We start from the raw sequence: 20,726 nt of genomic DNA, 5'->3' as shown, positions 1-20,726 counted from the left end.
ACCGCAATCTTAGGTCCCTGTGTGCTGTGTGTGGACGTGGACTACGGTCTGCATGCATGAATGTGGAGCTGCGCCATCTCCGAGTGGTCGTCCTGGTTGCCGAGGCAGGGTCCGTCGGCCGGGCGGCCAGGTGGCTCAAGGTGAGCCAGCCCAGCCTCACCGCGCAGCTCAAACGCATCGAGGCCGCCTTCGGCGGTGAGCTCTTCGAGCGCTCCCGCACCGGCGTCACCCCGACCGCACTAGGCCGGTACGCCGTCGACCGCGCCCGCGCCATCCTCGTCGACGTCGACCACCTCTCGGCCACCGTCTCCGCGATGACCGCGGTCGAGTCCAGCGCCGTACGGCTCGGCGGTTTCCCGACCGCACCGATGTCCGGAATCGCGCACCGGCTGCGGGACCACGGTCAGATCGAACAGGTCAGCATCGAGGTCGAGTGGTCCACGAGCGTCCTGCTCCAGCAGTTGGAGAGCGGCCGACTCGACTTCGCCCTGCTCCGCGAGTTCCCCGGCTTCGAGCTGCGGCTCCCCACCGGCGTCGAAGCATGCACAGTCGTCGAGTCCGAATCGGCGTACGTCGTCATGTCCGCCGACCACCCGGCCGCCACACTAGGCCACGCCGAGATCGACCTGGCCGCCCTGTCCAACGAGGAATGGATCGGCGAACCGCCGGACGACAGCGGCTTCCACGTCCTCTTCCGAGCCGCCTGCGAACAAGCCGGCTTCCAGCCCAAGGTCGAACACCACTCCGTGGACACGTCGGTCCTGATGGGCTTCGTCACCAGCGGTCAAGGCGTCGCGCTGATCTCACCCACGTCGTACCGAATGCTCTCCCGCGACGTCATCACCCGCCCCCTCACCGGCGACCCCATCCACCGCCGCCTCCTGCTCGCCTGGAGCACCGACTCCCCCCGAGCCCAAATGGCCCCCGACGTCCTCACCATGGCCACCGCCGCCTACGACGAAGCGTTGGCCGAACACGCCCGCCGAGACCAGCCCCACCACCACATGCACGTGGCCTGAGGCCGGTCTCGCATTTGTCAGGCCCCAGCCGGCCGAATCCCCGGGTTGTTGAACGGCCCCTCAAACGCACTCACATGAAACTCACCCGTATCCTCCGGGTCCTCCATCCGCTCCCGATACTGCTGCCCCACCCGCTCAGGCTCCCCAACCGTCATCCGCTCGGGCTCCTGAACCCCCTGCCACCCAACCCCCGCACTCCGCGCGACCCCAGCCGTCTCCCCACCAGCCGAAGCCGAGGGCGAAGGCACAGCCTGGAACCCCCCAGGCCCACCACTCGCAGCCCCACCGCCGGCAGGTCCACCACCCGCGGTCCCGCCGCCTTCAACCCCACTCGCAGACCCACCGCCCGAAGACGCACCGCCCGCAGCTCCGCCGCTCGCCGGCACACCACTTGCAGGTGCACCACTCGCCGACCCACCGCCCGCTGACCCACCACCGGCAGGCCCACCACCCCCAGGGCCATCCGGCCGGTCGTCATCCGAACCATCGGCCCCCGCCGCAGGCTCCTCAACCGCAGCAGCCGACACGTCGGCCTCGGCTTCACGCCCGGCACCCTCACCGTTCCCTTCCTCGGCCGCCGCGGGCTCAGCCACCGCGGTCTCCTCGGCCGCAGGAGCAGGTGGGGTAGCAACGGGCGCCTCAGCAACCGGCGCCCAGCCCGCAGGCGCCGCCTCCGGCGCAGCAGCTACAGGTGTGACACCACCAGGCGCCCCACCCTCCGGCACCCCAGCGCCCGGCGCACCGGCCTCCCGCGCATCAGCCTCGGCTTCACGCCCGGCACCCTCACCGCTCTCTTCCTCGGCCGCCGCGGGCTCAGCCACTGCGGTCTGCTCGGCCGCAGGAGCAAACGGGGACCCAGCAGGCGCACCAGCAACCGGCGCCCCGCCTGCAGGTGCCTCCGCCTCCGGCGCAACAGCTTCGGGTGCGACAACCTCCGGGGCAGCAGCTACAGGCTCACCTGCGGGAGCCTGCTGTTCGACGTTCCTGGTTTCTTCCTCGGCCGCACGGTCAGCGTCCGACTCGTCCGAGGCGATCACCGTGACCTCGTCGGACTCGGGCATCGGCGCAACAACAGTCTCGTCCCGATCGGACGGAACCAGCACAGTCTCATCGTTGCTGTAGGCAACCTCATTGCCCACGACCTGGAACGCAGCGGTCCGCTCCGGCGCCGGTTCCGCGACAGGGAACTGCGCAGTCTGCTCATCCGCCTGGTTCCGCGGACGCTCCGGCTCCTCGTCGAACAGATCGCCGTACCGATTAGACGGCTCGTACGACGGCGCCGCATACCCAACCCCGCCGTACGACTCAGCGGGGTAGTTGCTAGCAGCAACCGGATACACCGCCGCAGCGGCCGCCTCCTGCTGCGCCTGCGCGGCTTCCTGCTCACGCTGCAGCCGCTCGGCCTCGACCCGCGCGCTCCGCCGACGCCGCACGCTCCGCACGATGAGCTGGATCGCGTACACCAGCGAGATCACCGTCAGGATCGGTACGACGCCATTCAGCGTGTACTGCTTGGTCCCCTCGACCATGCCCGTGGTCACCCCGGGAACATCATCGAGGAAGTTCGTGGTCCGGTTCGGAATCCACAGCCAGCAGTACACAAGGGTGCCGAACGCAAGGAACGCGCCGATCGCGGCCGCGCCCGAGAAGTACGACACGACAGCCCAGAAGACGAGCGCGCCCACACCGTAGGCAAGCGCCATCCCCTTGGTGTTCAGCTGAATACCGCCCGGCGCACCGAGCACCCCGAACACCGCCGGCCCGGCCAATGCGACCGCAACCCCAAGCAAGAAGCCAAGAAATTTGGACACGCCTCCACCGTAGCGACGTTTGACCGTCACGCCCGGCAGACACTTCGCAGCCGCCCGCACACCTGACTACTTTCAGTGCACACCACACCTCACGATCCAGCCAGCCGATTGACAATCGATAGATTACCAGCGACTCTCGATACATGCTGAGTGAGAATCGAGCGGTCGCCGCGCTCCGGGTGTTCCTGGTGGTGCTGTTCGCCATCCTGGTCGTGTTCCAGACCCTGTCGCTGCCCGGCCAGTTCCGCCATCAGGCCCAGGTGAATCCCGAGGACGCGGCCCTCCGCTGGCCCGCCACCTTCATTGCCGCGTTCGTCGTGCTCTGCGTGCAAGTCGTCGTCGTCTCGACCTGGCAACTGCTGACCATGGTCAAGCGCGACCGCATCTTCACCACCGCAGCCGTCTTCTGGGTGAACCTGATCCTGGGCGCAATCGCCGGCGTCTGGCTCGTGGTCGGGACGATCTTCGTCTGGGTCCTTTCCCAGGCGGACGATCCAGGCGCGCCGATGGTGCTGCTCCTGCTGGAGGTCGTGATCACCGTGATCGGCCTGCTGATGGTCGTCCTCCGCGCGCTACTGCAACGAGCGACCACTCTGCGCACCGACATGGAAGCGGTGATCTGATGCCGATCGTCGTCCGCATCGACGTCGAACTAGCCCGCCGCAAACTAAGCGTCGGCGAATTCGCCGAACGCGTCGGCCTCACCCCCGCCAACATCGCCGTACTGAAGAACGGCCGCGCCAAAGCAGTCCGCTTCAGCACCCTGGAAGCCATGTGCCGAGTCCTCGAATGCCAACCCGGCGACCTCCTCGAATGGACCGAAGAAACCGAGTAGCCCCGAACCACCGCCCGCTCGCACCCTGCACATCTCCTTGGGCAACCCCAGGCGGACCGCCCCCACTCACCAACCTCCGAAACCGCCCTCGACGAGCACCCACTTGAGCGTGCAGCGGGCCCGCCAGACGGAGTTGGTGAGTGGCTGGAGTCCGCCCCCCAGCCCCAGCCCGTCGGCCGTGGGCAACGTGAGCCTCGGTAGCCGGCCTCGCCATCCCGCCCAGCCACCGCATCGCCCAGCCACACTTCTTTCAGTCGGCCGCAGCGGCGAGCAACCACCCACGGACGTCTCCGGCTGAGGCCGACGCCCACTCGACCGCTAAAGCGGCCGACAACACAAGAGGGCGAGCGAGCAGATGGCTGAGCCGCTTGGCGAGGCCGGCTACCGGGGCTTCACCTCGCATGGGGCTGACGGCCTTTGGTTGCTGCGCAGGAAGAACCCGCCGAGCGACTGTCCTTGACCCAGCGTCGAGCACCTGACCCTCACGCCCACACAACCCGGGCGGCCGGGCTGCCGAGTGCGTTAGCCGGTAAGTTTTTCGCAGAGGGATAGCGCCCCAAAGTTACCGACCAGCGCCCGCATCACGCACTCAACGTGATGAGCGAATCCATCGCGTTGTTGCCCCTCAAACGTCCGCAGGTGGGGCGACGGACCGGCGCGGCTGACTGTGGTTAGACGGTGAGGCCGTAGGTGATGCCGGTGGCGGGGTCTTCGGGGTGCGCGATGTCGGGGGTGCGGTCGTAGGCCTGCCACGACAGGAACGTATCGAGGTGCCGCTTCACCGACTCCAGCACCTCCGTCACCGGAACATCGCGGCCGAGCTCCTTCGACAGCGTGGTCACATCGGCATCGGAGATCCCACAAGGGACGATCCGGTCGAACCACGTGAGGTCGTTGTCACAGTTCAGAGCGAACCCATGCATGGTCACACCACGAGTCACGCGGATCCCGATCGCGGCGATCTTCCGCTCCCGGCCGCGCTCATCGGCCGCGACCCAAACCCCGCTGCGCCCCTTGACCCGGCCGGTGACAACACCGAGCTCCGCACAGACCGCGATCAGGGCTTCCTCCAGCCGACGAACGTAGTCGACGACGTACACGTGTGAGGCCAGCTTGACGATCGGGTACCCCACGAGTTGCCCAGGCCCATGCCACGTGATCTTGCCGCCGCGGTCAACATCCACCACCGGCGTACCGTCGAGGGGTCGCTCGTGCGGCTCGGTCCGCTTGCCGGCGGTGTAGACCGGCGGGTGCTCGAGCAGGATGACCGTGTCCGAACCGGTGCCCTCGGCAACCGCCGCATGCAGACGCCGCTGCTCGTCCCACGCCGTCTGGTAGTCCACCGCGCCGGCACCGAATCCGGCTTCCACGTATTCGATAGCCCTCACGCCATCGAGTGTAGGCCGGTGCCCTGTGGATAACTTCCGCGGGGCTTGCGGCGATCGGTGCATCCTCTTGGCATGGCACCCGAAGACCTCGCCGGCTACAGCCTGCGCCGGAGGCTCGGGTCCGGATCGGCCGGCACCCTCTGGCAGGTCCGCGACCTCGCCACCGGCCGCCATGCCGTGCTCAGACGCATCCCCGTGACCGCAATCCAGCGAGAGGAGCAGTTCCGTGACGAGCTCATCGTTCTCCAACGCATCACCCACCCACACATCGCCCGCGTCCTGGAGGTCCGCGAGACCGCGTCCGAGTGGCTCGTCTTCAGTCAGTACGTCGTTGCCCTCAACCTGACCGAGGTCCTCCGACGCCGGGGACCCATGTCGCCAGGCGAGATAGTCACCCTCCTAAGCCCCCTGGCCAATGCCCTCCACTACCTCCACCACTGCGGCCTGACCCACGGTCACCTAACCGCCCCCAACATCCTGATAGACGTCGAAGGCCGCCCCGTCCTCACCGACGCAACCTTCCACACCCTGAACCTCCACCCCCGGCCCACCCCACCACCCGACCCTCCATCACACACCGCCGACCTACAAGCCCTCTCAACCATCGCCATCCAAGCCGGCGGCCCAGCCACCCTCTTCCCACCCACCCTCTTCACCCAAACCCCAGCCCCCCGCCTATCCACCCACCTCCAATCCCTCACCACCCCCGAACCAATCAACCTCGGCGAAGACGACGACCCACCACCCGACCCACAAACAACCACGCCGCCGCCCAACCCACAGCCGACCGCAGCCCCGCCCGACTGGCACGCAACCGTGCGGTCCTCCGACCCGGAGGCGACCGCGCCGTTGCCCGACGAACACGCGCCTGCGCCGCCGTCCAACGTGCACGCGACCACGCCGCCCACCGACGTCCCACCGCCCGACCCGCAGGCCACTGCATCGCGCAATCTGCACGCGACCATGCCGCCCTCTGACCCGCCGACGACCGCCGAGTCGCCGACGACCGCGCCGCCGGCCGACTGGCACGTGACCACCCCACCCACCTCGAGCGAAGCCCCACCGCCCGACTCGCACGCAACTACACCGCCACCCGACTGGCACGCGACCGCGTCGTCCTCCGATCCGGAGGCTGCCGCGTCAGTGCCCGACTGGCACGCGACCACGCCGCCGCCGACGTCGGACGACGATGACCCCATCGAGCGGTCCCGTACGCCACTCGCTCCGGCTCCACCCAAGCGACCTGCCCCGACCGCCCCACAACCCACCGCCCCCGAGCCCTCAGCAGCCAAGTCCATGCCCAGCCGTCAGAAACCCCGCCGCCGAACATTCCTCCCCAAACTCGCCCGCCGAACCGTCGACGCCACTCCCAGCCCCCTGTCCCGCCTGACCTCCAAGCCCCTCACCAGAACCCACGTCGTCCACCCCACCAGCAGCCACCTCATCGGCACCACCCACGTCGAACCCGCCATCAGCTGGTCCGCACCACCCGTCCCCATCGCCGAGAGGCGAGCCCCAGACGCCATACCCTTCGTCACTCCCCGCCGACCGCCCATCAGCTCAAACTCCACCAGCGAGCAACCGCCCAACGCAGCCGCGCACGGACTGACCCTCAAACGAGGCCACACCCGCCGTACGGTCTGGCGCCGACGACACACCTGGTGGGCACGCCTCAACCTGTCGCGCCAACTGACCGAGCTCCGCTACCGCCTAGCCCATCCCGCGTACGGCGTCTCGACCGCAATAGGCCTGGGAATCGCAGTCGTCCTGGGCCTCGGCCTCGCAGCCCGCGCAGTCCTCACCGACTCCGACACCCCCACCACCACCTCCGCCCCAGCAACGACCCCGACCGCCCACCCCACAACCCCAGCCAGCCCGGCTCCGAGCCTCACAACGCCGGCCAGGCCGACCGCCCATCCGACAACGCCAGCCCGCCCGCCAAACCAGACCGACCCCGCGACCCCGCCCACCCAGACAGACCCTGCAACCCCGGCCGGCCCGCCCACCCAGCCCGCCTCCGCAACCACGCGCCCGACAGCTCCCGCGACTCCGGGCAGGGCGAATGCCACCACTCCACCGGCGCCTCGGCGTGCCACCGTCGGCCGATCCGTTGCCGACTGGCTCGCCACCCTGCGCGCGCTGGATTCCCAACGGGCACAAGCATTCCGCACCCTCGACAACGCAACCCTCGACAAGATCTACGTCCCCGGCAGCCAACCCTGGCGATCAGACCGCGCCCTCCTCGCCGACTACCGCAAGCAGCACATCCATATCCAAGGCCTACGAATCCAGATCGACAAAACCACCATCACCCACCAAACGCCCACGACAGTCACCCTCCGCACCACCGACCACCTCGTCGCCGGCCAAGCAGTACACGAATCCGGCACCCGAACGCCCCTCCCGCCCGGCACCCCCACCACCCGCCTGATAACCCTCACCCGCTCCCCATCAGCACCCCGCACCAACACCCCCACCTGGCGCATCACCACAATCACCCCACCCTGAACGAGCGGCGCTCGTGCGTGGTTGCGGGGTGGGGTGGTTGTTGGGCCTGGTGGGCACAAGATGCTCCCGCGCGTGCGCAAGGACGGGCGTCAGGTGGTGAGGGCGGCGGTTACGGCGTCGGGGGCGGTGGGGTGGGTGAAGGTGAAGGCGGCGGATTCGAGGCGGGTGGGGAGGGCTCGGTTGCTGCCTAGGAGTTCCCAGGCGAATTCGCCGAGGGCAAGGCGCATGACGGCAGCGGGGACGGGGATGACAGCCGGGCGGTGGAGGGCGGTGCCGATGGCTTGGGCTATCTCGGCGTTGGTGGCCGGGGTGGGGAGGGTGACGTTGACCGGGCCGGTGAGGGTTTCGTGGTCGGCTACGAAGCGGACGGCTCGGAGCCAGTCGGTGAGGGAGACGACGGGGAAGTACTGCTTGCCGGAGCCGAAGCGGCCGCCGAGGCCGAGGCGGAAGGGGAGGGTCAGGAGTTGGAAGGCGGGGGCTTTGCGGGCGAGGACGACGCCGGTGCGGAGGGCGGCTACTCGGCAGCCGGCGGCGCGGGCTGGTTCGAGGGCGCCTTCCCAGACGCGGACCACGTCGGCGAGGAAGCCGTCGCCGAGAGGGGAGTCTTCGGTGAGGATCTCGTTGCCGCAGTCGAGGCCGTAGCCGCCGACGCCGCTCTGGGTGAGGAGGGCGGGGCGGCGGTCGAGTTGGGCGGCTGCGTTGGCGAGGGTGGCGGTGGTGGTGACGCGGGACTCGCGGAGGACCTTGCGGTACGTCGGAGTCCACGGGCGGCCGATGTTCGCGCCGGCCAGGTTGACCAGGACGTCGGCGTCGGCGATGGCGGTGAGGTCGAGTTGACCGCGGGCCGGGTCCCACTGGAGTTCGCCGGGGCCGGACGGCGTATGGCGGACCAGGCGGATGACGTCGTGGTCGTCGGCGGCGAGGTCGCGGGCCAGGGACTGGCCGAGGAAGCCGGAGGCGCCGGCGAGCACGTACTTCATCCAGTTCGCTCCTTGCAGACTGTTCGCTCTGTGCCCAAAAACGAGGGCCGAAAACTACGGCGGGAAAGACGACCGGCGCCGGTCCGTCGGAACGGAACCGGCGCCGGGTCGCGCAGTACTGCGGGTGGATCAGACGTCGAACTGGGCCTCTTCGAGGCGCTGCTTGACGGCCGTCAGGTAGCGGGCCGCGTCGGCACCGTCGACCAGGCGGTGGTCGTAGGTGAGGGCCAGGTAGACCATCTGGCGGATGGCGATGGTCTCGCCGAGCTCGGGGTGGGTGATGACGACCGGGCGCTTGACGACGGCGCCGGTACCGAGCATGCCGACCTGCGGCTGGTTCAGGATCGGGGTGTCGAACAGGGCGCCCCGGCTGCCGGTGTTGGTGATGGTGAACGTGCCGCCCGCCATCTCGTCCGGCGTCACCTTGTTGTTGCGGGTGCGGTCGGCGAGGTCGGCGATCTTCTTCGCCAGGCCGGCGATGTTCAGGTCACCGGCGTTGTGCACGACCGGGACCATCAGGCCGCGGTCGACATCCACCGCGATGCCCAGGTGCTCGGCGGCGTGGTAGGTGATCTCGCCCTTCTCCTCGTCGATCGACGCGTTCAGCTTCGGGTACTGCTTGAGCGCGTCGATGGCGGCGAGGGCGAAGAACGGCAGGAACGAGAGCTTGGTGCCCTCGCGGGCCTCGAACTCGGCCTTCTTCGCGTTGCGGAGCTTGGCGATCTCGGTGACGTCGACCTCGACCACGGTGGTCAGCTGCGCCGAGACCTTGAGGCTGTTGACCATGTGCGAGGCGATGGCCTTGCGGATCCGGCTCATCTTCTCGGTCGTGCCACGCAGCGGGCTGATCGACGCGGCCTTCGCGGCCGGTGCCGCTGCTGCTGCCGGGGCGGCGGCCGGTGCTGCCGCGGCGGCCTTCTGGGCCTCGGCGGCGGAGATGACGTCCTGCTTGCGGATGCGACCGCCGACGCCGGTGCCCTGGACGGCGTTGAGGTCGACCTGGTGCTCGGCCGCGAGCTTGCGGACCAGCGGGGTCACGTAGTTCGGGCCGGCGGTGGAGGCGCCGTTCGACGAAGCAGCCGGAGCCTGTACGGCGGGTGCCTGCGCAGCCGGGGCTTGCGCGGGCGGAGCCGCCTGCGGGGCCGGCGCGGCCACGGGGGCCTGGGCCGGTGCCGATGCGGCCGGTGTGGCCGCGGGGGCGGGCGCCGCTGCGGCCGGAGCCTGGGCGGGGGTGGCCTGGGGGGCCGGAGCTGCCTGCGGCGCCGGTGCGGCTGCGGGTGCAGCAGCTGCCGGGGCGGCCGCAGGGGCGGCGGGTGCGGCAGCCGGGGCTGCGTCGCCGGAGCCGACGATGGCGAGTTCGGCGCCGACCTCGACGGTCTCGTCTTCGGCGACCTTGATCTCGAGGAGCTTGCCGGCGACGGGGGAGGGGATCTCGGTGTCGACCTTGTCGGTGGAGACCTCGAGGAGGGGCTCGTCGACGGCTACGTCGTCGCCGACCTGCTTGAGCCAGCGGGTGACGGTTCCTTCGGTCACGCTCTCGCCGAGGGCGGGGAGGGTGACGGAGGTGCCCGATGCGGCCGAGGAGGCCGCGGGGGCGGAGGCCGCTTCGGCCGAAGCGTTGGAGGAAGTCTCAGCCTGAGCAGCCGGGGCTGGGGTTTCGGCGGGGGCCTGGGCGGCGGGCGCCTCGGCAGCGGCCGCCGACTCGGCCGGAGCTGCGGGGGCGGCCTCGGCGGGAGCGGCCTGCTCGGCCGGAGCCTCGGCCTCAGCGGGAGCGGAATCGGCGGCGGGGGCGGAGCCGGTGGACTCGCCGGCGTCACCGATGACGGCCAGTTCGGCGCCGACCTCGACGGTCTCGTCCTCGGCGGCCTTGATCTCGAGGAGGGTGCCCGCGACGGGCGACGGGATCTCGGTGTCGACCTTGTCGGTCGAGACCTCCAGCAGGGGCTCGTCGACGGCAACCGTGTCACCGACCTGCTTGAGCCAGCGGGTGACGGTTCCTTCGGTGACGCTCTCCCCGAGGGCCGGCAGGGATACAGAGGTCGGCATGACGGTCGTTGCTCCTTCGTCTGATCGGTCGAGTGTCAGCCTACGGTGCCGCTGGCTCGGGCGGGACGCGGGTCGTACGAACCCGGATTACCCGCCGGTCACAAACTTACTAGGGCACACCAGCGGCCCCGGCCGAATCTCACTCGTGGCTGTTGTCACTCATGGAAGTGCAATGGCTTACCCGCGAGCGCCAGGTGCGCCTCGCCGAGGGCTTCGTTCTGGGTGGGGTGTGCGTGCACGAGCGGCGCGACGTCGGCGGGGTAGGCCTCCCAGTTGTAGATCAGCTGGGCTTCGCCGATCAGTTCGCCGACGCGGGAGCCGACCATGTGCAGGCCGACGACGGCGCCGTCCTTGGCCCGGACCAGCTTCACGAAGCCCGCGGTCTTCAGGATCTGGCTCTTGCCGTTGCCGCCGAGGTTGTAGTTGAGGATCTCGACCTCGCCGTACTTCGCGCGGGCCTGCTCCTCGGTCAGTCCGACCGACGCCACCTCGGGCTCGGAGTAGGTGACGCGCGGGATACCGGCCTCGTCGATCGGTGTCGGCGCGAGCCCGGCGAGGTGTTCGGCGACGAAGATGCCCTGCTGGAAACCGCGGTGCGCCAGCTGCAAACCGGGCACGATGTCACCGACGGCGTACACGCCGGGCACGCTGGTCTGCAGCGTCGCGTCGACGGTCACGAAACCGCGGTCGAGGGCGACCCCGACCTCGTCGTACCCGAGGCCGGCGGTGTTCGGACCGCGGCCGACTGCGACGAGCAGGACCTCGGCCTCGATCACCTCGCCACCGGCGACCGTCACCTGGACGCCGTTGTCGACGACCTTGACCGACTCGAACGGCGTACCGGTCTTGAAGGCGATCTTCCGTTTGCGGAAGGCGCGCTCGAGGGTCTTCGAGCAGTCGGCGTCCTCGGCCGGCACCAGCCGCGGCAGCGCCTCGACGATGGTGACCTTGGTCCCGAAGGACGTCCACGCGGACGCGAACTCGACGCCGATCACGCCGCCGCCCAGGACGACCGCGGACTCCGGCACGCGGTCGAGCGTCAGCGCGTGCTCGCTGGCGATCACGTGCTGGCCGTCGATCTCGAGACCGGGCAGGGAACGGGAGTGGGAGCCGGAGGCAAGGATGACGTTACGGCCCGTGTACGTCGTCCCGCCGACCTCGACCGTGGTCGGGGACGTGAGCCGTCCCTCGCCCTCGATCACGGTGACCTTGCGGGCCTTGAGCTGGCCCTGCAGTCCCTTGAACAGCCGGTCGACGACGCCGTCCTTGTACTTGTTGACGCCACCCATGTCGACACCCTCGAGCGTCGTCCGGACGCCGAACTGCTCGCCCTCACGGGCGGAGTCGGCCACCTCGGCGGCGTGCAGCAGCGCCTTGGTGGGGATACAGCCGCGGTGCAGGCAGGTGCCGCCGACCTTGTCCTTCTCGACCAGGGCGACGGACTGCCCGAGGGTCGCGGCGCGCAGGGCCGCGGCGTATCCGCCGCTGCCGCCGCCGAGGATCACCAGGTCGTACGTCGTACCGCTGCTGTCTGCCGGGTTCGTCACAGGTTCCTCCGTGGGCGTGTGGTCGGCGGGACGGCTCCGGATCGCGGTTCCGGCCCGGCGTCATCTTCGCACGAGCGCTCACAGCCGATTGCCGCTTTCGGCAGAAACCGTTACCGCGACTTTCTGACCTGAACTTGCGGTGATGAGGGACACTTTCTCCATGAAGTGGTTCGGTAGCCGGCAGAAGGCCGGAACGATGCGCAAGTCGGACACCCCCGACCAGGCGCACCTGCGCGAGTTCGCCCTCAGCCGCCAGGGAGTCGAGGGCTTCGTCGAGCCACGCACCGCGGTGACCGAGTACACGCTGCTCCTGGTCGCCATCGACGGTGAGTGGACCCGTCGCCGGGTCCCCTCGGTGCAGTGGGCGCACAACTTCGCGAACAAGCTGGGCATCCCGTCGTACGACGCCGCGGTGGTCGGCTACCCGCCGCGGATGCGCGAGTACAACGCGCGTCGCAAGAAGGAAGGCCTGATCTAAAGGCCGCTCAGAGGATGGGGACCCGGGCCCGGACACCTTCGACAACCGACGTGTCGATGACCCCGTGCAGGGTGCCGGGAGTGTGATCGAGCCGGGCCGCGGTATGGCCCAGGGGAGTGGTCAAGCTGCTGCGGCCGATGCCCAACGGGTCGGTGCCCTGGGGAGCGGTGTAGGCCTGCCCGCACGCCAACAGCCACGCCTGCGCGTCGGCGGCCCGCGCCCGGGTCAGCAGGTCCCACTGCTCTTCCTTGCCCGGGCCGGCACCCCAAGACGCCGGTACGACGATCAGTTCGGCACCGAGTCGTCCGAGCGCGCTGAACTGGTCGGCGAACCGCAGGTCGTAGCAGGTCGCCAGCCCGATCGTCACGTCCCGGTACTCGAAGCTCACCAGTTCGTTGCCTGGGGCAACCGTGTCCGACTCGCGGGACCCGAATGCGTCGTACAGGTGGATCTTCCGGTACGACGTCTCGACGCCCGGCCCGGTCGCGAGCAGCGTGTTGTGGACGCGACCGTCGTCGGACGGCTCGAAGACTCCGGCCACCACGACGATCCCGAGATCGGCCGCCACCTTGCGCAGCCCGGTCGCGAATGGACCGTCCAGCGGCTCGGCGACACTGAGCAGGTCGGTGCCGAAGCAGGCCAGGGTGGCCTCCGGCAGGGCGACGAGTTCGGCTCCGCCGTCGGCAGCCCGCCGTACGGCGTCGGTCGCGGCCGCCAGGTTGGACACCGGGTCGGAACCGGTGGTGAGCTGGGCCGCAGCCACGCTCAGATCTGTCATCAGGACCTCCGTGCCTGTATACATTGAGTATGCAATTGAGTGGGGATTCCGGCCGGGACCGTGCCTACCAGTACCTGCGGGGCACGGTGCTGAGTGATCCGGCGGTGTCGGGGACGTTCATCAACGAGCAGGCCGTCGCGACCGAGGTTGGCATCTCGCGGACCCCGGTGCGCGAGGCCTTGCTGATGCTTGCGGCCGAGGACCTGGTGCAGCTCGTCCCGCATCGCGGGGCGTTCGTCGCGCCGGTTCCGGGCCGGGAGATCGCCGAGATGATGCAGGCGCGCGGGGTGATCGAGACCTGGGCCGCGGCCACGTCGCTTGCGACCGGCAATGCGCCAGTGCAGGCCATGGCCGACGTACTCGAGCAGCAGCGCGCGATCGTCGTACAGGGCGACGCGAAGGAGTTCATCGAGCTCGACAGTCAGTTCCACGCGTTGCTGGTCGCCGCGGCCGGCAACTCCGTCCTGGGTCGGCTCTACGAGAACCTGCGGGCCAAGCACGTGCTGCTCGGCATCGTCGCGTTGCAGCGCAGCGAGACGCGTCGGCAGGAGGTGCTGGCGGAACACCAGGCCATTGTCGACGGCCTGGCAACCGGCCAGCCCGAGGTGGCCGAGAAGGCGATCCTCGGCCACCTGGACACCACCGGTTCGATTCTCATGCACGGCTGAGCGCAAGGTCCTCGTCGTCGACCACCGCGCGGCCAAGCCGCAGGCCGATCAGAGTGACCGCACAGGCGACCACGATGTACAGAGCGATCACGTAGCCGGTCCCGGCCTTCGCCAGGAAGTAGGTGAAGGCCAGCGGAGCCAGTGCGCCACCGATCACGCCGGCGAACGTGTAGGCCAGCGAACTGCCGGTGTACCGCAGTCGCGCGGTGAACTGCTCCGAAACGAAAGCCGCCTGCGGTCCGTACATCAGTGAGTGGAACACGAGCCCGATGACCACTCCGATCACCAGAGTCCCCAGTGACGACGCGATAGCGAAGAACACCACACTCCACACCGCCCCGCCGAGCGCACCGATGCCATAGACGAGCCGACGCCCGTACCGGTCGGACAGGTAACCAGCGAACGGGATCAGCGCGACCTGACAGGCGGAGCCGATCAGTACGGCGGTCACTGCCTGGCCGCGGCTCAGATCGAGCTCTTTGGTCGCATAGGTCAGTACGAAGACCGCGAACATCGCGTAGAGCACATCGGGCCCGACCCGCGCCAGGATTGCTGCGATGAGCGGTCGGCGCTGCGTCCGCAGTACCTCGGTGACCGGAGCAGTCGGCCGGTCCCCACGGGCCTCCAGCTCCTTGAACACCGGCGTCTCTTCCAGCTTCGACCGGATGAGCAGACCGAACGCGACCAGGACAGCGGACAGCAGGAACGCGACTCGCCAACCCCAGCTGAGGAACTGATCCTCCGACAGCAATCCGGCGAGCAGAGCCAGTACGCCGTTCGCCATCAGAGTCCCGAGTGGTGGACCGACCTGGGCAGCAGATGCCCAGAAGCCGCGCTGTCCGGGCTGACTGAACTCACTGCTCAGCAACACCGCACCGCCCCACTCGCCACCCACACCGACGCCCTGCGCGAACCGCAGTACCACCAGCAGAGTGGGTGCCAGTGCGCCCGCCTGAGCGTGGGTCGGCAGTAGACCGATGAAGAACGTGGCCACGCCGATCAGGAGCAGTGTGGCGACCAGTACGCGCTTGCGGCCGATCACGTCACCGAGTCGGCCGAAGAAGATGCCGCCGAGCGGGCGGGCGATGTAGCCGACGGCGTACGTACCGAATGCTTGCAGGGTGCCGGTCAGCGGCTCGCTACCGGGGAAGAAGAGGTCGCCGAAGACGAGTGCGGCCGCGGAGCTGTAGACGGCGAAGTCGTACCACTCCAGCGAGGTGCCGGACAGGCTGGCGGCGAACGCCTTGTAGAGGCCGCGGCGCTCCGTGGTGTCGGTCGTGGGGCTGGACATCGAGGTGGACCTCCTTGGGGGATTGCCCCATACTCGTTGTATACGACGTGTTCACGCAAGCTCCCGGAACAGAAAATTCGGAGGATTCCAGATGCTGCGCTTCGCCCTACCCACCGGTGGTGAGCGGGAGGTTACCGTCCGCTACGCCCTGAACGCCGGGTATGCCGGTCGCGACACCGAACAGGTCCAACACCACGTCGACGAGCTGGCCGAGCTCGGCGTACCGGCTCCGACCCGGATTCCGACGCTCTATCCGCTGTCGGCGTCCCTGGTGGGCCGGCCGGAGGTTGTCCAGGTCGCGCATGCCAAGACATCCGGCGAGGCGGAGTGGGCGCTGGTCGTCGGCGACACCCCCGAAGATCTGTTGCTGACCGTGGCCTGCGACCACACCGACCGGGCGCTCGAGGTGCACGGCGTTGCCTGGAGCAAGCAGTCCGCGCCGGACGTGCTCGGCGATGTCGCGTGGCCCCTTAAGGACATCGAGGGTGAGCTCGATCAGTTCACGCTCAAGGCGTGGGTCCGTCACGAGGACGCCGAGCAGCTCATCCAGGACGGAACGCTCGCGCAGCTGCTGCCCCCGTCGTACTGGATCAAGGAGCTGGGCGACCGCCTGGTGCCGGGCACGGTGCTGCTCAGTGGCACGATTCCGATGATTGCCGGCGTCAACCAGTTCGCCGACGCGTGGCGGGTGGAGCTGACCGATCCGCGCGGTGTGACGAGCCGGATCGTCTACAGCGTCGAGCAGCTCGCCGAGGCCTGGGACTGATCCTCGATGAAGGACGAGCGTGAGTTCTTCCCGACCGGCGATCTCGCCTGGACGACGGTTGACGGGATCGAGCAACGGGTGCTGAGCACAGCACCCGACGGCACGCTGACGCGGCTCGCTCGTTGGCCGGCCGGTACGACGTCAGGGGCCGACGTGATCACGCACGAGTACGTCGAGGAGGTGTATCTGCTCGAGGGATCGCTGACCGATCTCACCCTCGAGCAGACGTTCCACCCCGGCGGCTACGCGTGTCGGCCGCCGGGGATGCCGCACGGCCCGTACACCACGGCCGACGGCTGTCTGATGCTCGAAATCCGTTACCTAGCTGGCTGACGCGGCAAGCTCGACGAGCGTCCGTACGGCGTACCCGGTGCCGCCGGACGGCGTGTAGCCGGAGGCGGAGCCGTCGTTGAAGGCCGGCCCGGCCACGTCGAGGTGCACCCAGTCGATGCCGTCGGCAACGAAGTCGCCGAGGAACGCGGCCGCCGCGAGAGCGCCACCCCAGGGCTCGCCGGTGATGTTGGCCAGGTCGGCGACCTTCGAGTGTGCCTTGAGCTTGTCGAGCATCTCGCTCGGGATCGGCAGCGGCCACATCGGCTCACCGGCCGCGACGGCGGCGTCCACGACCCGGTCCCGGGCGCTGTCGGTGTTGGCGAAGGCGCCGGCCACCTTGGTGCCCAGGGCAACGACACAGGCGCCGGTCAGGGTGGCGACGTCGACGATCAGATCGGGCTGGTCCTCGGATGCGCGCACCAGGGCGTCGCCGAGCACGAGCCGGCCTTCGGCGTCGGTGTTCAGCACCTCGACGGTCTTGCCGCCGTACATGGTCAGTACGTCGGACGGACGCGCGGCCGAACCAGACGGCATGTTCTCCGCCATCGCGGCGTACGTCGTCACCTGAACCGGCAGGCCGAGTTTGGCGATCGCCAGCGTGGCCCCGATCACGGCGGCAGCGCCGGCCATGTCGGACTTCATGCTGATCATGCCGTTCGCCGTCTTCAGCGAGAGACCGCCGGAGTCGAAGGTGATGCCCTTGCCGACGAACGACAGGTGCGTCACCGGCTTCTTCGGCGTGTAGCTCAACCGGACCAGCCGCGGCGGGTTCGTGGAACCCTGGCCGACGCCGAGGATGCCGCCGTACCCGCCCTTGACCAGGGCCTTCTCGTCGAGCACCTCGACCTTGACGCCGAAGTCCTTGCCCAGCTTCACCGCGTGCGCGGCGAACTCGACCGGGTGCAGGTCCGACGGCGGGGTGTTCACCCAGTCGCGGACCAGGCGGATCGCCTCGGCGGTGACCTCGGCGCGCTCCAGGGCTGCCTTGGCCTCCTTGGTCCGGGCGAGGTCGGTCAGCACGGTCAGCGCTCCGGCCTGGTCGCTCGAGCTCTCCGACTTGTACGCCGTGAACGCGTAGCGGCCGAGTAGCGCGCCCTCGGCAACCGCACGGACGCACTCGGCATCCGGTGTCGGCAGGGCGAAGGCGACCGTCTGGGTCAGCTTGGTGGCCCGGACACCGGTCCCGGCGGCGATCCGCAGGTCCTCGGTCTTCAGCGTGCCGTCGGGGGCCTCGCCCAGGCCGACGGCGATCAGGTTCGCCGACTTGCCCGGCTTCGGGCCCGGCACCTTGGTCACCTCACCGGTCTTGCCGGTGGCGCCCAGTCCGGACAGCACCTCCACCAGTTGCCCGCCGTACGCGGCGTTGAGCGACTCGGTGCCGGCCGGCAGGGTCACCGCGCCGCCGAGTTTGACGACGCCGACGACGACCGCGTCGGTTTTGACACCGGCCGCATCGGACTTGCTCAGGGTGATGGTGCTCACGAAATTCTCAGTCCTCCTTGACCGGTGCGCAGATTGCCGGTCGTGACGGTACGTGAATACTGCCTTCGCATGCTACGCGTCAGGTAGTTTCCCCTCCATGACCGGATCGCCAGAACTCAAGAAGTCCCCGTTGCACGAGCGCCACGTCGCGCTCGGCGCCAAGTTCGCCGAGTTCGGCGGCTGGGAGATGCCACTGGAGTACTCCGGTGTGGTCGCGGAGCACACCGCGGTCCGGAGCTCGGTGGGCGTCTTCGACGTGAGCCACCTGGGCAAGGCGACGGTCATCGGCCCCGGTGCGGCGGCGTACGTGAACGCGTGCCTGAGCAACGACCTCGGCAAGATCGCACCGGGCCAGGCGCAGTACACGCTGTGCTGCAACGAGCGCGGGGGAGTGGTCGACGACCTGATCGCCTACCTGCACGCTGACGACGACGTCTTCCTGATCCCGAACGCCGCGAACACCGCCGAGGTGGTGCGCCTGCTGCAGGCCGATGCGCCGGACGGTGTTGTGGTGAAGAACACCCACGACGACTACGCGATCCTCGCCGTACAGGGCACCAACAGCGACGACGTGGTCGCAGCCATCGGTCTGCCGACCGGCCACGACTACATGTCGTTTGCAGTGGCCGACTTCGCCGGTACGTCGGTTGTGGTGTGCCGGACCGGTTATACGGGCGAGCGGGGGTACGAGCTCGTCGTACCGAATGCTGCCGCGGTTGCGGTGTTCGACGCGCTGCTGGCGGCCGGGGCGCAGTACGGCATCGTCCCCGCCGGACTCGGCGCGCGGGACACGCTGCGGACCGAGATGGGCTACCCGCTGCACGGTCAGGACATCACCCCGGACATCACTCCGGTGCAGGCACGGTCTGGCTGGGCGGTGGGCTGGAAGAAGGAGCACTTCTGGGGCGACACCGCGCTGCGCGCCGAGAAGGAGGCAGGGCCCGCGCGCATCCTTCGCGGCCTGCTGGCCGTCGGCCGGGGTATCCCGCGACCGCACATGTCCGTGCTGGACTCCTCCGGGACCGCACTGGGAGAGGTGACGTCCGGGACGTTCTCGCCGTCGCTGAAGAAGGGCATCGCGCTCGCGCTGCTGGACGCGTCGGTGAAGGAGGGCGACCAGGTGACCGTCGACATCAGAGGCCGTCAGGAGGCCTTCGACGTGGTCAAGCCACCCTTCGTCACCGTCAACGTCCGGGAGGGCTGATTCAGCCCCAGTCCCACGCTCGCGTCATGGCCATGCCTTTCCTATCGGGGCGGTAAGGCAGATCTTTGGGCAGGCCTGTTACCACGCGCTTACCATGAGCCAGTGGAATTCCGCCTGCTCGGTCCGGTGCAGATCTGGTCGGGTGGCGACCAGGTCTCCCTGAAGCGCCGCCAGGAGCGGCTGCTGCTCGCTGTTCTCTTGCTGGAGCCCGGCAAGGCGGTGGCCGCCCAGCGGCTGATGGAGCTGCTCTGGCCGGACGCGATGCCCACCAACCCGCGGCGCGCGCTGCAGGTCTACATCTCCCGGCTGCGCACTGTGCTCGAGGTGGAGCTGACCAGTGGGCGCGAGGGGTACGCAATCCAGGCGCCGCTGGGTAGCACCGATATAGAGCAGTACCGGACGCTCGTGGCGCAGGCTCGGCAGCAGGACGACCTGGAACAACGCAGCAAGCTTCTGACGGACGCTCTGGGCCTTTGGCGAGGACCTGCGCTGGCGGACGTCACTACAGAGGACGTCCGGCAGCGGCTGTGTGGTGGCCTAGAAGAAGAGCACTGGGCGGCCGAGGAGCTGCTGCTGACCACTGAGCTCTCCCTCGGTCACCACCAGGAGCTCCTCCCGCGCCTGGCCGACCTCACCGCCGCCCAGCCAACCCGGGAGACGTTCGCGGCCGCCTCCATGCTGGCCCTGTACCGCTCTGGCCGTCAGACCGATGCACTGTCTGTCTATACAGCTCTTGTACGGCGTCTGGACGAGGAGCTCGGTCTTGAGCCGGGAACCGAGGTGCGGGACCTCCAGGTCGCGATTCTGCGGCAGGATCCGTCACTCGATCTCACCGTCCCTTCCGCGGCACCACGTGAGCTCCCGGCGGATGTGGGTCTGCTGATCGGTAGGGACGACGTACTGGAGGAGTTGTCGGCGGCACTCCTCGGTCCCGCGCGCACCGGCGTACCGGCTGTTGTCTGTCTGTATGGGGCAGCCGGCACCGGCAAGTCTGCGGCGGCAGTCCGGCTGGGACACCAACTGGCCGATTCGTACCCCGACGGCCAGCTGTTCGCGCGCCTCCAGGACGTGAACGGGCAGAGTCTCCCGCCCCGAACAGTCCTCGGACAGCTCCTGCGCTCACTAGGCGTAGAGGGCTCAGAACTCCCCGAGTCCCTAGAAGAGCGCTCAGCCCTACTCCGCAGCCGCCTCGCCGACAAGTCGGTCCTACTAGTCTTCGACGACGCCATAGACGCCGGCCAGCTCAGACCGCTTCTTCCAGCCGGTGGCGCGGTCATCATCACCTCCCGCCGCCCCATGCTCGGCCTGGAAGACGCCACCCACCGAGAACTCCGCCCCCTCTCCGACGAGACCAGCGCCGAGCTCCTAGGCGCAGTCTCCGGCCTGGGGTCGGCGCGGGTGGCCGAAGTCGTCCCCCACTGCGCCGGCCTCCCACTAGCCCTCCGCATCGTCGGCGCCCGCCTAGCCCTCATCCGCGAAGACGTGGCCGAGGTAGTCCAAACCCTCGCCGACGAGTCCCAACGCCTCGACTACCTGGTAGCCGGCGACCGAGCCGTCCGAGCCAGCCTCGACCTGACCCTCAGTACGGCGAC

Annotated in this window: 18 protein-coding genes; 10 read left to right on the top strand and 8 right to left on the bottom strand. The window is 69.0% G+C overall.

Annotated features, from left to right (window positions below):
• The first annotated feature begins 56 nt into the window (after nt 1–56).
• The gene (locus ACFTSF_RS40335) at nt 57–1,019 is read left to right on the top strand and encodes a LysR family transcriptional regulator (protein ID WP_380160744.1); all 963 of its coding nucleotides are present in this window, start codon (nt 57–59) and stop codon (nt 1,017–1,019) included.
• A 17-nt stretch (nt 1,020–1,036) separates the two neighbouring features.
• On the opposite strand, the gene ACFTSF_RS40330 is transcribed toward ACFTSF_RS40335, so the two are convergent.
• The gene (locus tag ACFTSF_RS40330) at nt 1,037–2,830 is read right to left on the bottom strand and encodes a hypothetical protein (protein ID WP_380160742.1); all 1,794 of its coding nucleotides are present in this window, start codon (nt 2,828–2,830) and stop codon (nt 1,037–1,039) included.
• A gap of 143 nt (nt 2,831–2,973) precedes the next feature.
• On the opposite strand from ACFTSF_RS40330, the gene ACFTSF_RS40325 reads away from it, so the two are divergent.
• Together ACFTSF_RS40325 and ACFTSF_RS40320 are read left to right on the top strand one after the other, a co-directional pair.
• Nucleotides 2,974–3,453, top strand: a complete 480-nt coding sequence (locus ACFTSF_RS40325; protein WP_380160740.1) for a DUF2975 domain-containing protein — start codon at nt 2,974–2,976, stop codon at nt 3,451–3,453.
• A complete protein-coding gene (locus ACFTSF_RS40320; protein ID WP_344150221.1) occupies nt 3,453–3,665 on the top strand; it encodes a helix-turn-helix transcriptional regulator in 213 nt (70 codons plus the stop codon). Before ACFTSF_RS40325 ends, ACFTSF_RS40320 begins: the two co-directional genes overlap by 1 nt.
• Nucleotides 3,666–4,336: 671 nt before the next feature.
• On the opposite strand, the gene lipB is transcribed toward ACFTSF_RS40320, so the two are convergent.
• The gene (lipB, locus tag ACFTSF_RS40315) at nt 4,337–5,053 is read right to left on the bottom strand and encodes a lipoyl(octanoyl) transferase LipB (RefSeq protein WP_380160738.1); all 717 of its coding nucleotides are present in this window, start codon (nt 5,051–5,053) and stop codon (nt 4,337–4,339) included.
• Nucleotides 5,054–5,125: 72 nt separating this feature from the next.
• Between lipB and ACFTSF_RS40310 the strand changes: the two genes are divergently transcribed.
• Nucleotides 5,126–7,561: a protein kinase gene (locus tag ACFTSF_RS40310; RefSeq protein WP_380160736.1), complete on the top strand. Its 2,436-nt coding sequence runs from the start codon at nt 5,126–5,128 to the stop codon at nt 7,559–7,561.
• A gap of 89 nt (nt 7,562–7,650) precedes the next feature.
• On the opposite strand, the gene ACFTSF_RS40305 is transcribed toward ACFTSF_RS40310, so the two are convergent.
• The 3 genes from ACFTSF_RS40305 to lpdA all read right to left on the bottom strand — a co-directional run bounded on the left by ACFTSF_RS40305 (nt 7,651) and on the right by lpdA (nt 12,134).
• On the bottom strand, nt 7,651–8,541 hold the full coding sequence (locus ACFTSF_RS40305; protein WP_380160734.1) for a TIGR01777 family oxidoreductase: 891 nt from the start codon (nt 8,539–8,541) through the stop codon (nt 7,651–7,653).
• Between the two features lie 129 nt (nt 8,542–8,670).
• Nucleotides 8,671–10,587 carry a 2-oxoglutarate dehydrogenase, E2 component, dihydrolipoamide succinyltransferase gene (gene sucB / locus ACFTSF_RS40300; protein ID WP_380160732.1) on the bottom strand — a complete coding sequence of 639 codons (1,917 nt, stop codon included), beginning with the start codon at nt 10,585–10,587 and terminating at the stop codon, nt 8,671–8,673.
• A gap of 155 nt (nt 10,588–10,742) precedes the next feature.
• On the bottom strand, nt 10,743–12,134 hold the full coding sequence (lpdA, locus tag ACFTSF_RS40295; RefSeq protein WP_344150236.1) for a dihydrolipoyl dehydrogenase: 1,392 nt from the start codon (nt 12,132–12,134) through the stop codon (nt 10,743–10,745).
• Between the two features lie 160 nt (nt 12,135–12,294).
• Here lpdA and ACFTSF_RS40290 point away from each other — a divergent pair, with 160 nt between their 5' ends.
• On the top strand, nt 12,295–12,612 hold the full coding sequence (locus tag ACFTSF_RS40290; RefSeq protein WP_344150239.1) for a hypothetical protein: 318 nt from the start codon (nt 12,295–12,297) through the stop codon (nt 12,610–12,612).
• 7 nt (nt 12,613–12,619) lie between these two features.
• On the opposite strand, the gene ACFTSF_RS40285 is transcribed toward ACFTSF_RS40290, so the two are convergent.
• Complete coding sequence (locus tag ACFTSF_RS40285; RefSeq protein ID WP_380160730.1) at nt 12,620–13,390, bottom strand: carbon-nitrogen hydrolase family protein; 771 nt, start codon at nt 13,388–13,390, stop codon at nt 12,620–12,622.
• A gap of 29 nt (nt 13,391–13,419) precedes the next feature.
• Between ACFTSF_RS40285 and ACFTSF_RS40280 the strand changes: the two genes are divergently transcribed.
• Entirely contained in the window at nt 13,420–14,058 is a 639-nt protein-coding gene (locus tag ACFTSF_RS40280; protein ID WP_380160728.1) for a GntR family transcriptional regulator, read from the top strand.
• Here the strand turns inward: ACFTSF_RS40280 and ACFTSF_RS40275 are convergent.
• Entirely contained in the window at nt 14,045–15,349 is a 1,305-nt protein-coding gene (locus ACFTSF_RS40275) for an MFS transporter (protein WP_380160726.1), read from the bottom strand. The two genes, ACFTSF_RS40280 and ACFTSF_RS40275, sit on opposite strands and share 14 nt — an antisense overlap.
• Before the next feature lie 91 nt (nt 15,350–15,440).
• On the opposite strand from ACFTSF_RS40275, the gene ACFTSF_RS40270 reads away from it, so the two are divergent.
• Both ACFTSF_RS40270 and ACFTSF_RS40265 read left to right on the top strand, forming a co-directional pair.
• Nucleotides 15,441–16,115, top strand: a complete 675-nt coding sequence (locus ACFTSF_RS40270) for a DUF2848 domain-containing protein (protein ID WP_380160724.1) — start codon at nt 15,441–15,443, stop codon at nt 16,113–16,115.
• Nucleotides 16,116–16,121: 6 nt separating this feature from the next.
• Entirely contained in the window at nt 16,122–16,448 is a 327-nt protein-coding gene (locus ACFTSF_RS40265) for a cupin domain-containing protein (RefSeq protein WP_380160722.1), read from the top strand.
• On the opposite strand, the gene ACFTSF_RS40260 is transcribed toward ACFTSF_RS40265, so the two are convergent.
• Complete coding sequence (locus ACFTSF_RS40260) at nt 16,437–17,930, bottom strand: leucyl aminopeptidase (protein WP_380160720.1); 1,494 nt, start codon at nt 17,928–17,930, stop codon at nt 16,437–16,439. The genes ACFTSF_RS40265 and ACFTSF_RS40260 overlap by 12 nt on opposite strands.
• A 97-nt stretch (nt 17,931–18,027) precedes the next feature.
• On the opposite strand from ACFTSF_RS40260, the gene gcvT reads away from it, so the two are divergent.
• Nucleotides 18,028–19,134, top strand: coding sequence for a glycine cleavage system aminomethyltransferase GcvT (gcvT, locus tag ACFTSF_RS40255; protein WP_380160718.1), 1,107 nt, complete (start codon nt 18,028–18,030; stop codon nt 19,132–19,134).
• A gap of 102 nt (nt 19,135–19,236) precedes the next feature.
• Nucleotides 19,237–20,726: BTAD domain-containing putative transcriptional regulator (locus tag ACFTSF_RS40250; RefSeq protein ID WP_380160717.1), on the top strand; the 1,490-nt coding region annotated here is incomplete at its 3' end.

This window comes from Kribbella sp. NPDC056951, assembly GCF_042674205.1.
GTDB lineage: Bacteria > Actinomycetota > Actinomycetes > Propionibacteriales > Kribbellaceae > Kribbella > Kribbella yunnanensis.
Note: the sequence above shows the minus strand (reverse complement) of the source record. Positions and strands in the feature narration are given on the sequence as shown.

Excerpts from the sequence above, each read along its gene's own strand:
- ACFTSF_RS40335 (WP_380160744.1), top strand. The coding sequence starts at position 57 with ATGAATGTGGAGCTGCGCCATCTCCGAGTGGTCGTCCTGGTTGCCGAG.
- ACFTSF_RS40325 (WP_380160740.1), top strand. The coding sequence starts at position 2,974 with ATGCTGAGTGAGAATCGAGCGGTCGCCGCGCTCCGGGTGTTCCTGGTG.
- ACFTSF_RS40320 (WP_344150221.1), top strand. The coding sequence starts at position 3,453 with ATGCCGATCGTCGTCCGCATCGACGTCGAACTAGCCCGCCGCAAACTA.
- ACFTSF_RS40310 (WP_380160736.1), top strand. The coding sequence starts at position 5,126 with ATGGCACCCGAAGACCTCGCCGGCTACAGCCTGCGCCGGAGGCTCGGG.
- ACFTSF_RS40305 (WP_380160734.1), bottom strand. The coding sequence starts at position 8,541 with ATGAAGTACGTGCTCGCCGGCGCCTCCGGCTTCCTCGGCCAGTCCCTG.
- sucB (WP_380160732.1), bottom strand. The coding sequence starts at position 10,587 with ATGCCGACCTCTGTATCCCTGCCGGCCCTCGGGGAGAGCGTCACCGAA.
- ACFTSF_RS40290 (WP_344150239.1), top strand. The coding sequence starts at position 12,295 with ATGAAGTGGTTCGGTAGCCGGCAGAAGGCCGGAACGATGCGCAAGTCG.
- ACFTSF_RS40285 (WP_380160730.1), bottom strand. The coding sequence starts at position 13,390 with ATGACAGATCTGAGCGTGGCTGCGGCCCAGCTCACCACCGGTTCCGAC.
- ACFTSF_RS40280 (WP_380160728.1), top strand. The coding sequence starts at position 13,420 with ATGCAATTGAGTGGGGATTCCGGCCGGGACCGTGCCTACCAGTACCTG.
- ACFTSF_RS40275 (WP_380160726.1), bottom strand. The coding sequence starts at position 15,349 with ATGTCCAGCCCCACGACCGACACCACGGAGCGCCGCGGCCTCTACAAG.
- ACFTSF_RS40270 (WP_380160724.1), top strand. The coding sequence starts at position 15,441 with ATGCTGCGCTTCGCCCTACCCACCGGTGGTGAGCGGGAGGTTACCGTC.
- ACFTSF_RS40265 (WP_380160722.1), top strand. The coding sequence starts at position 16,122 with ATGAAGGACGAGCGTGAGTTCTTCCCGACCGGCGATCTCGCCTGGACG.
- gcvT (WP_380160718.1), top strand. The coding sequence starts at position 18,028 with ATGACCGGATCGCCAGAACTCAAGAAGTCCCCGTTGCACGAGCGCCAC.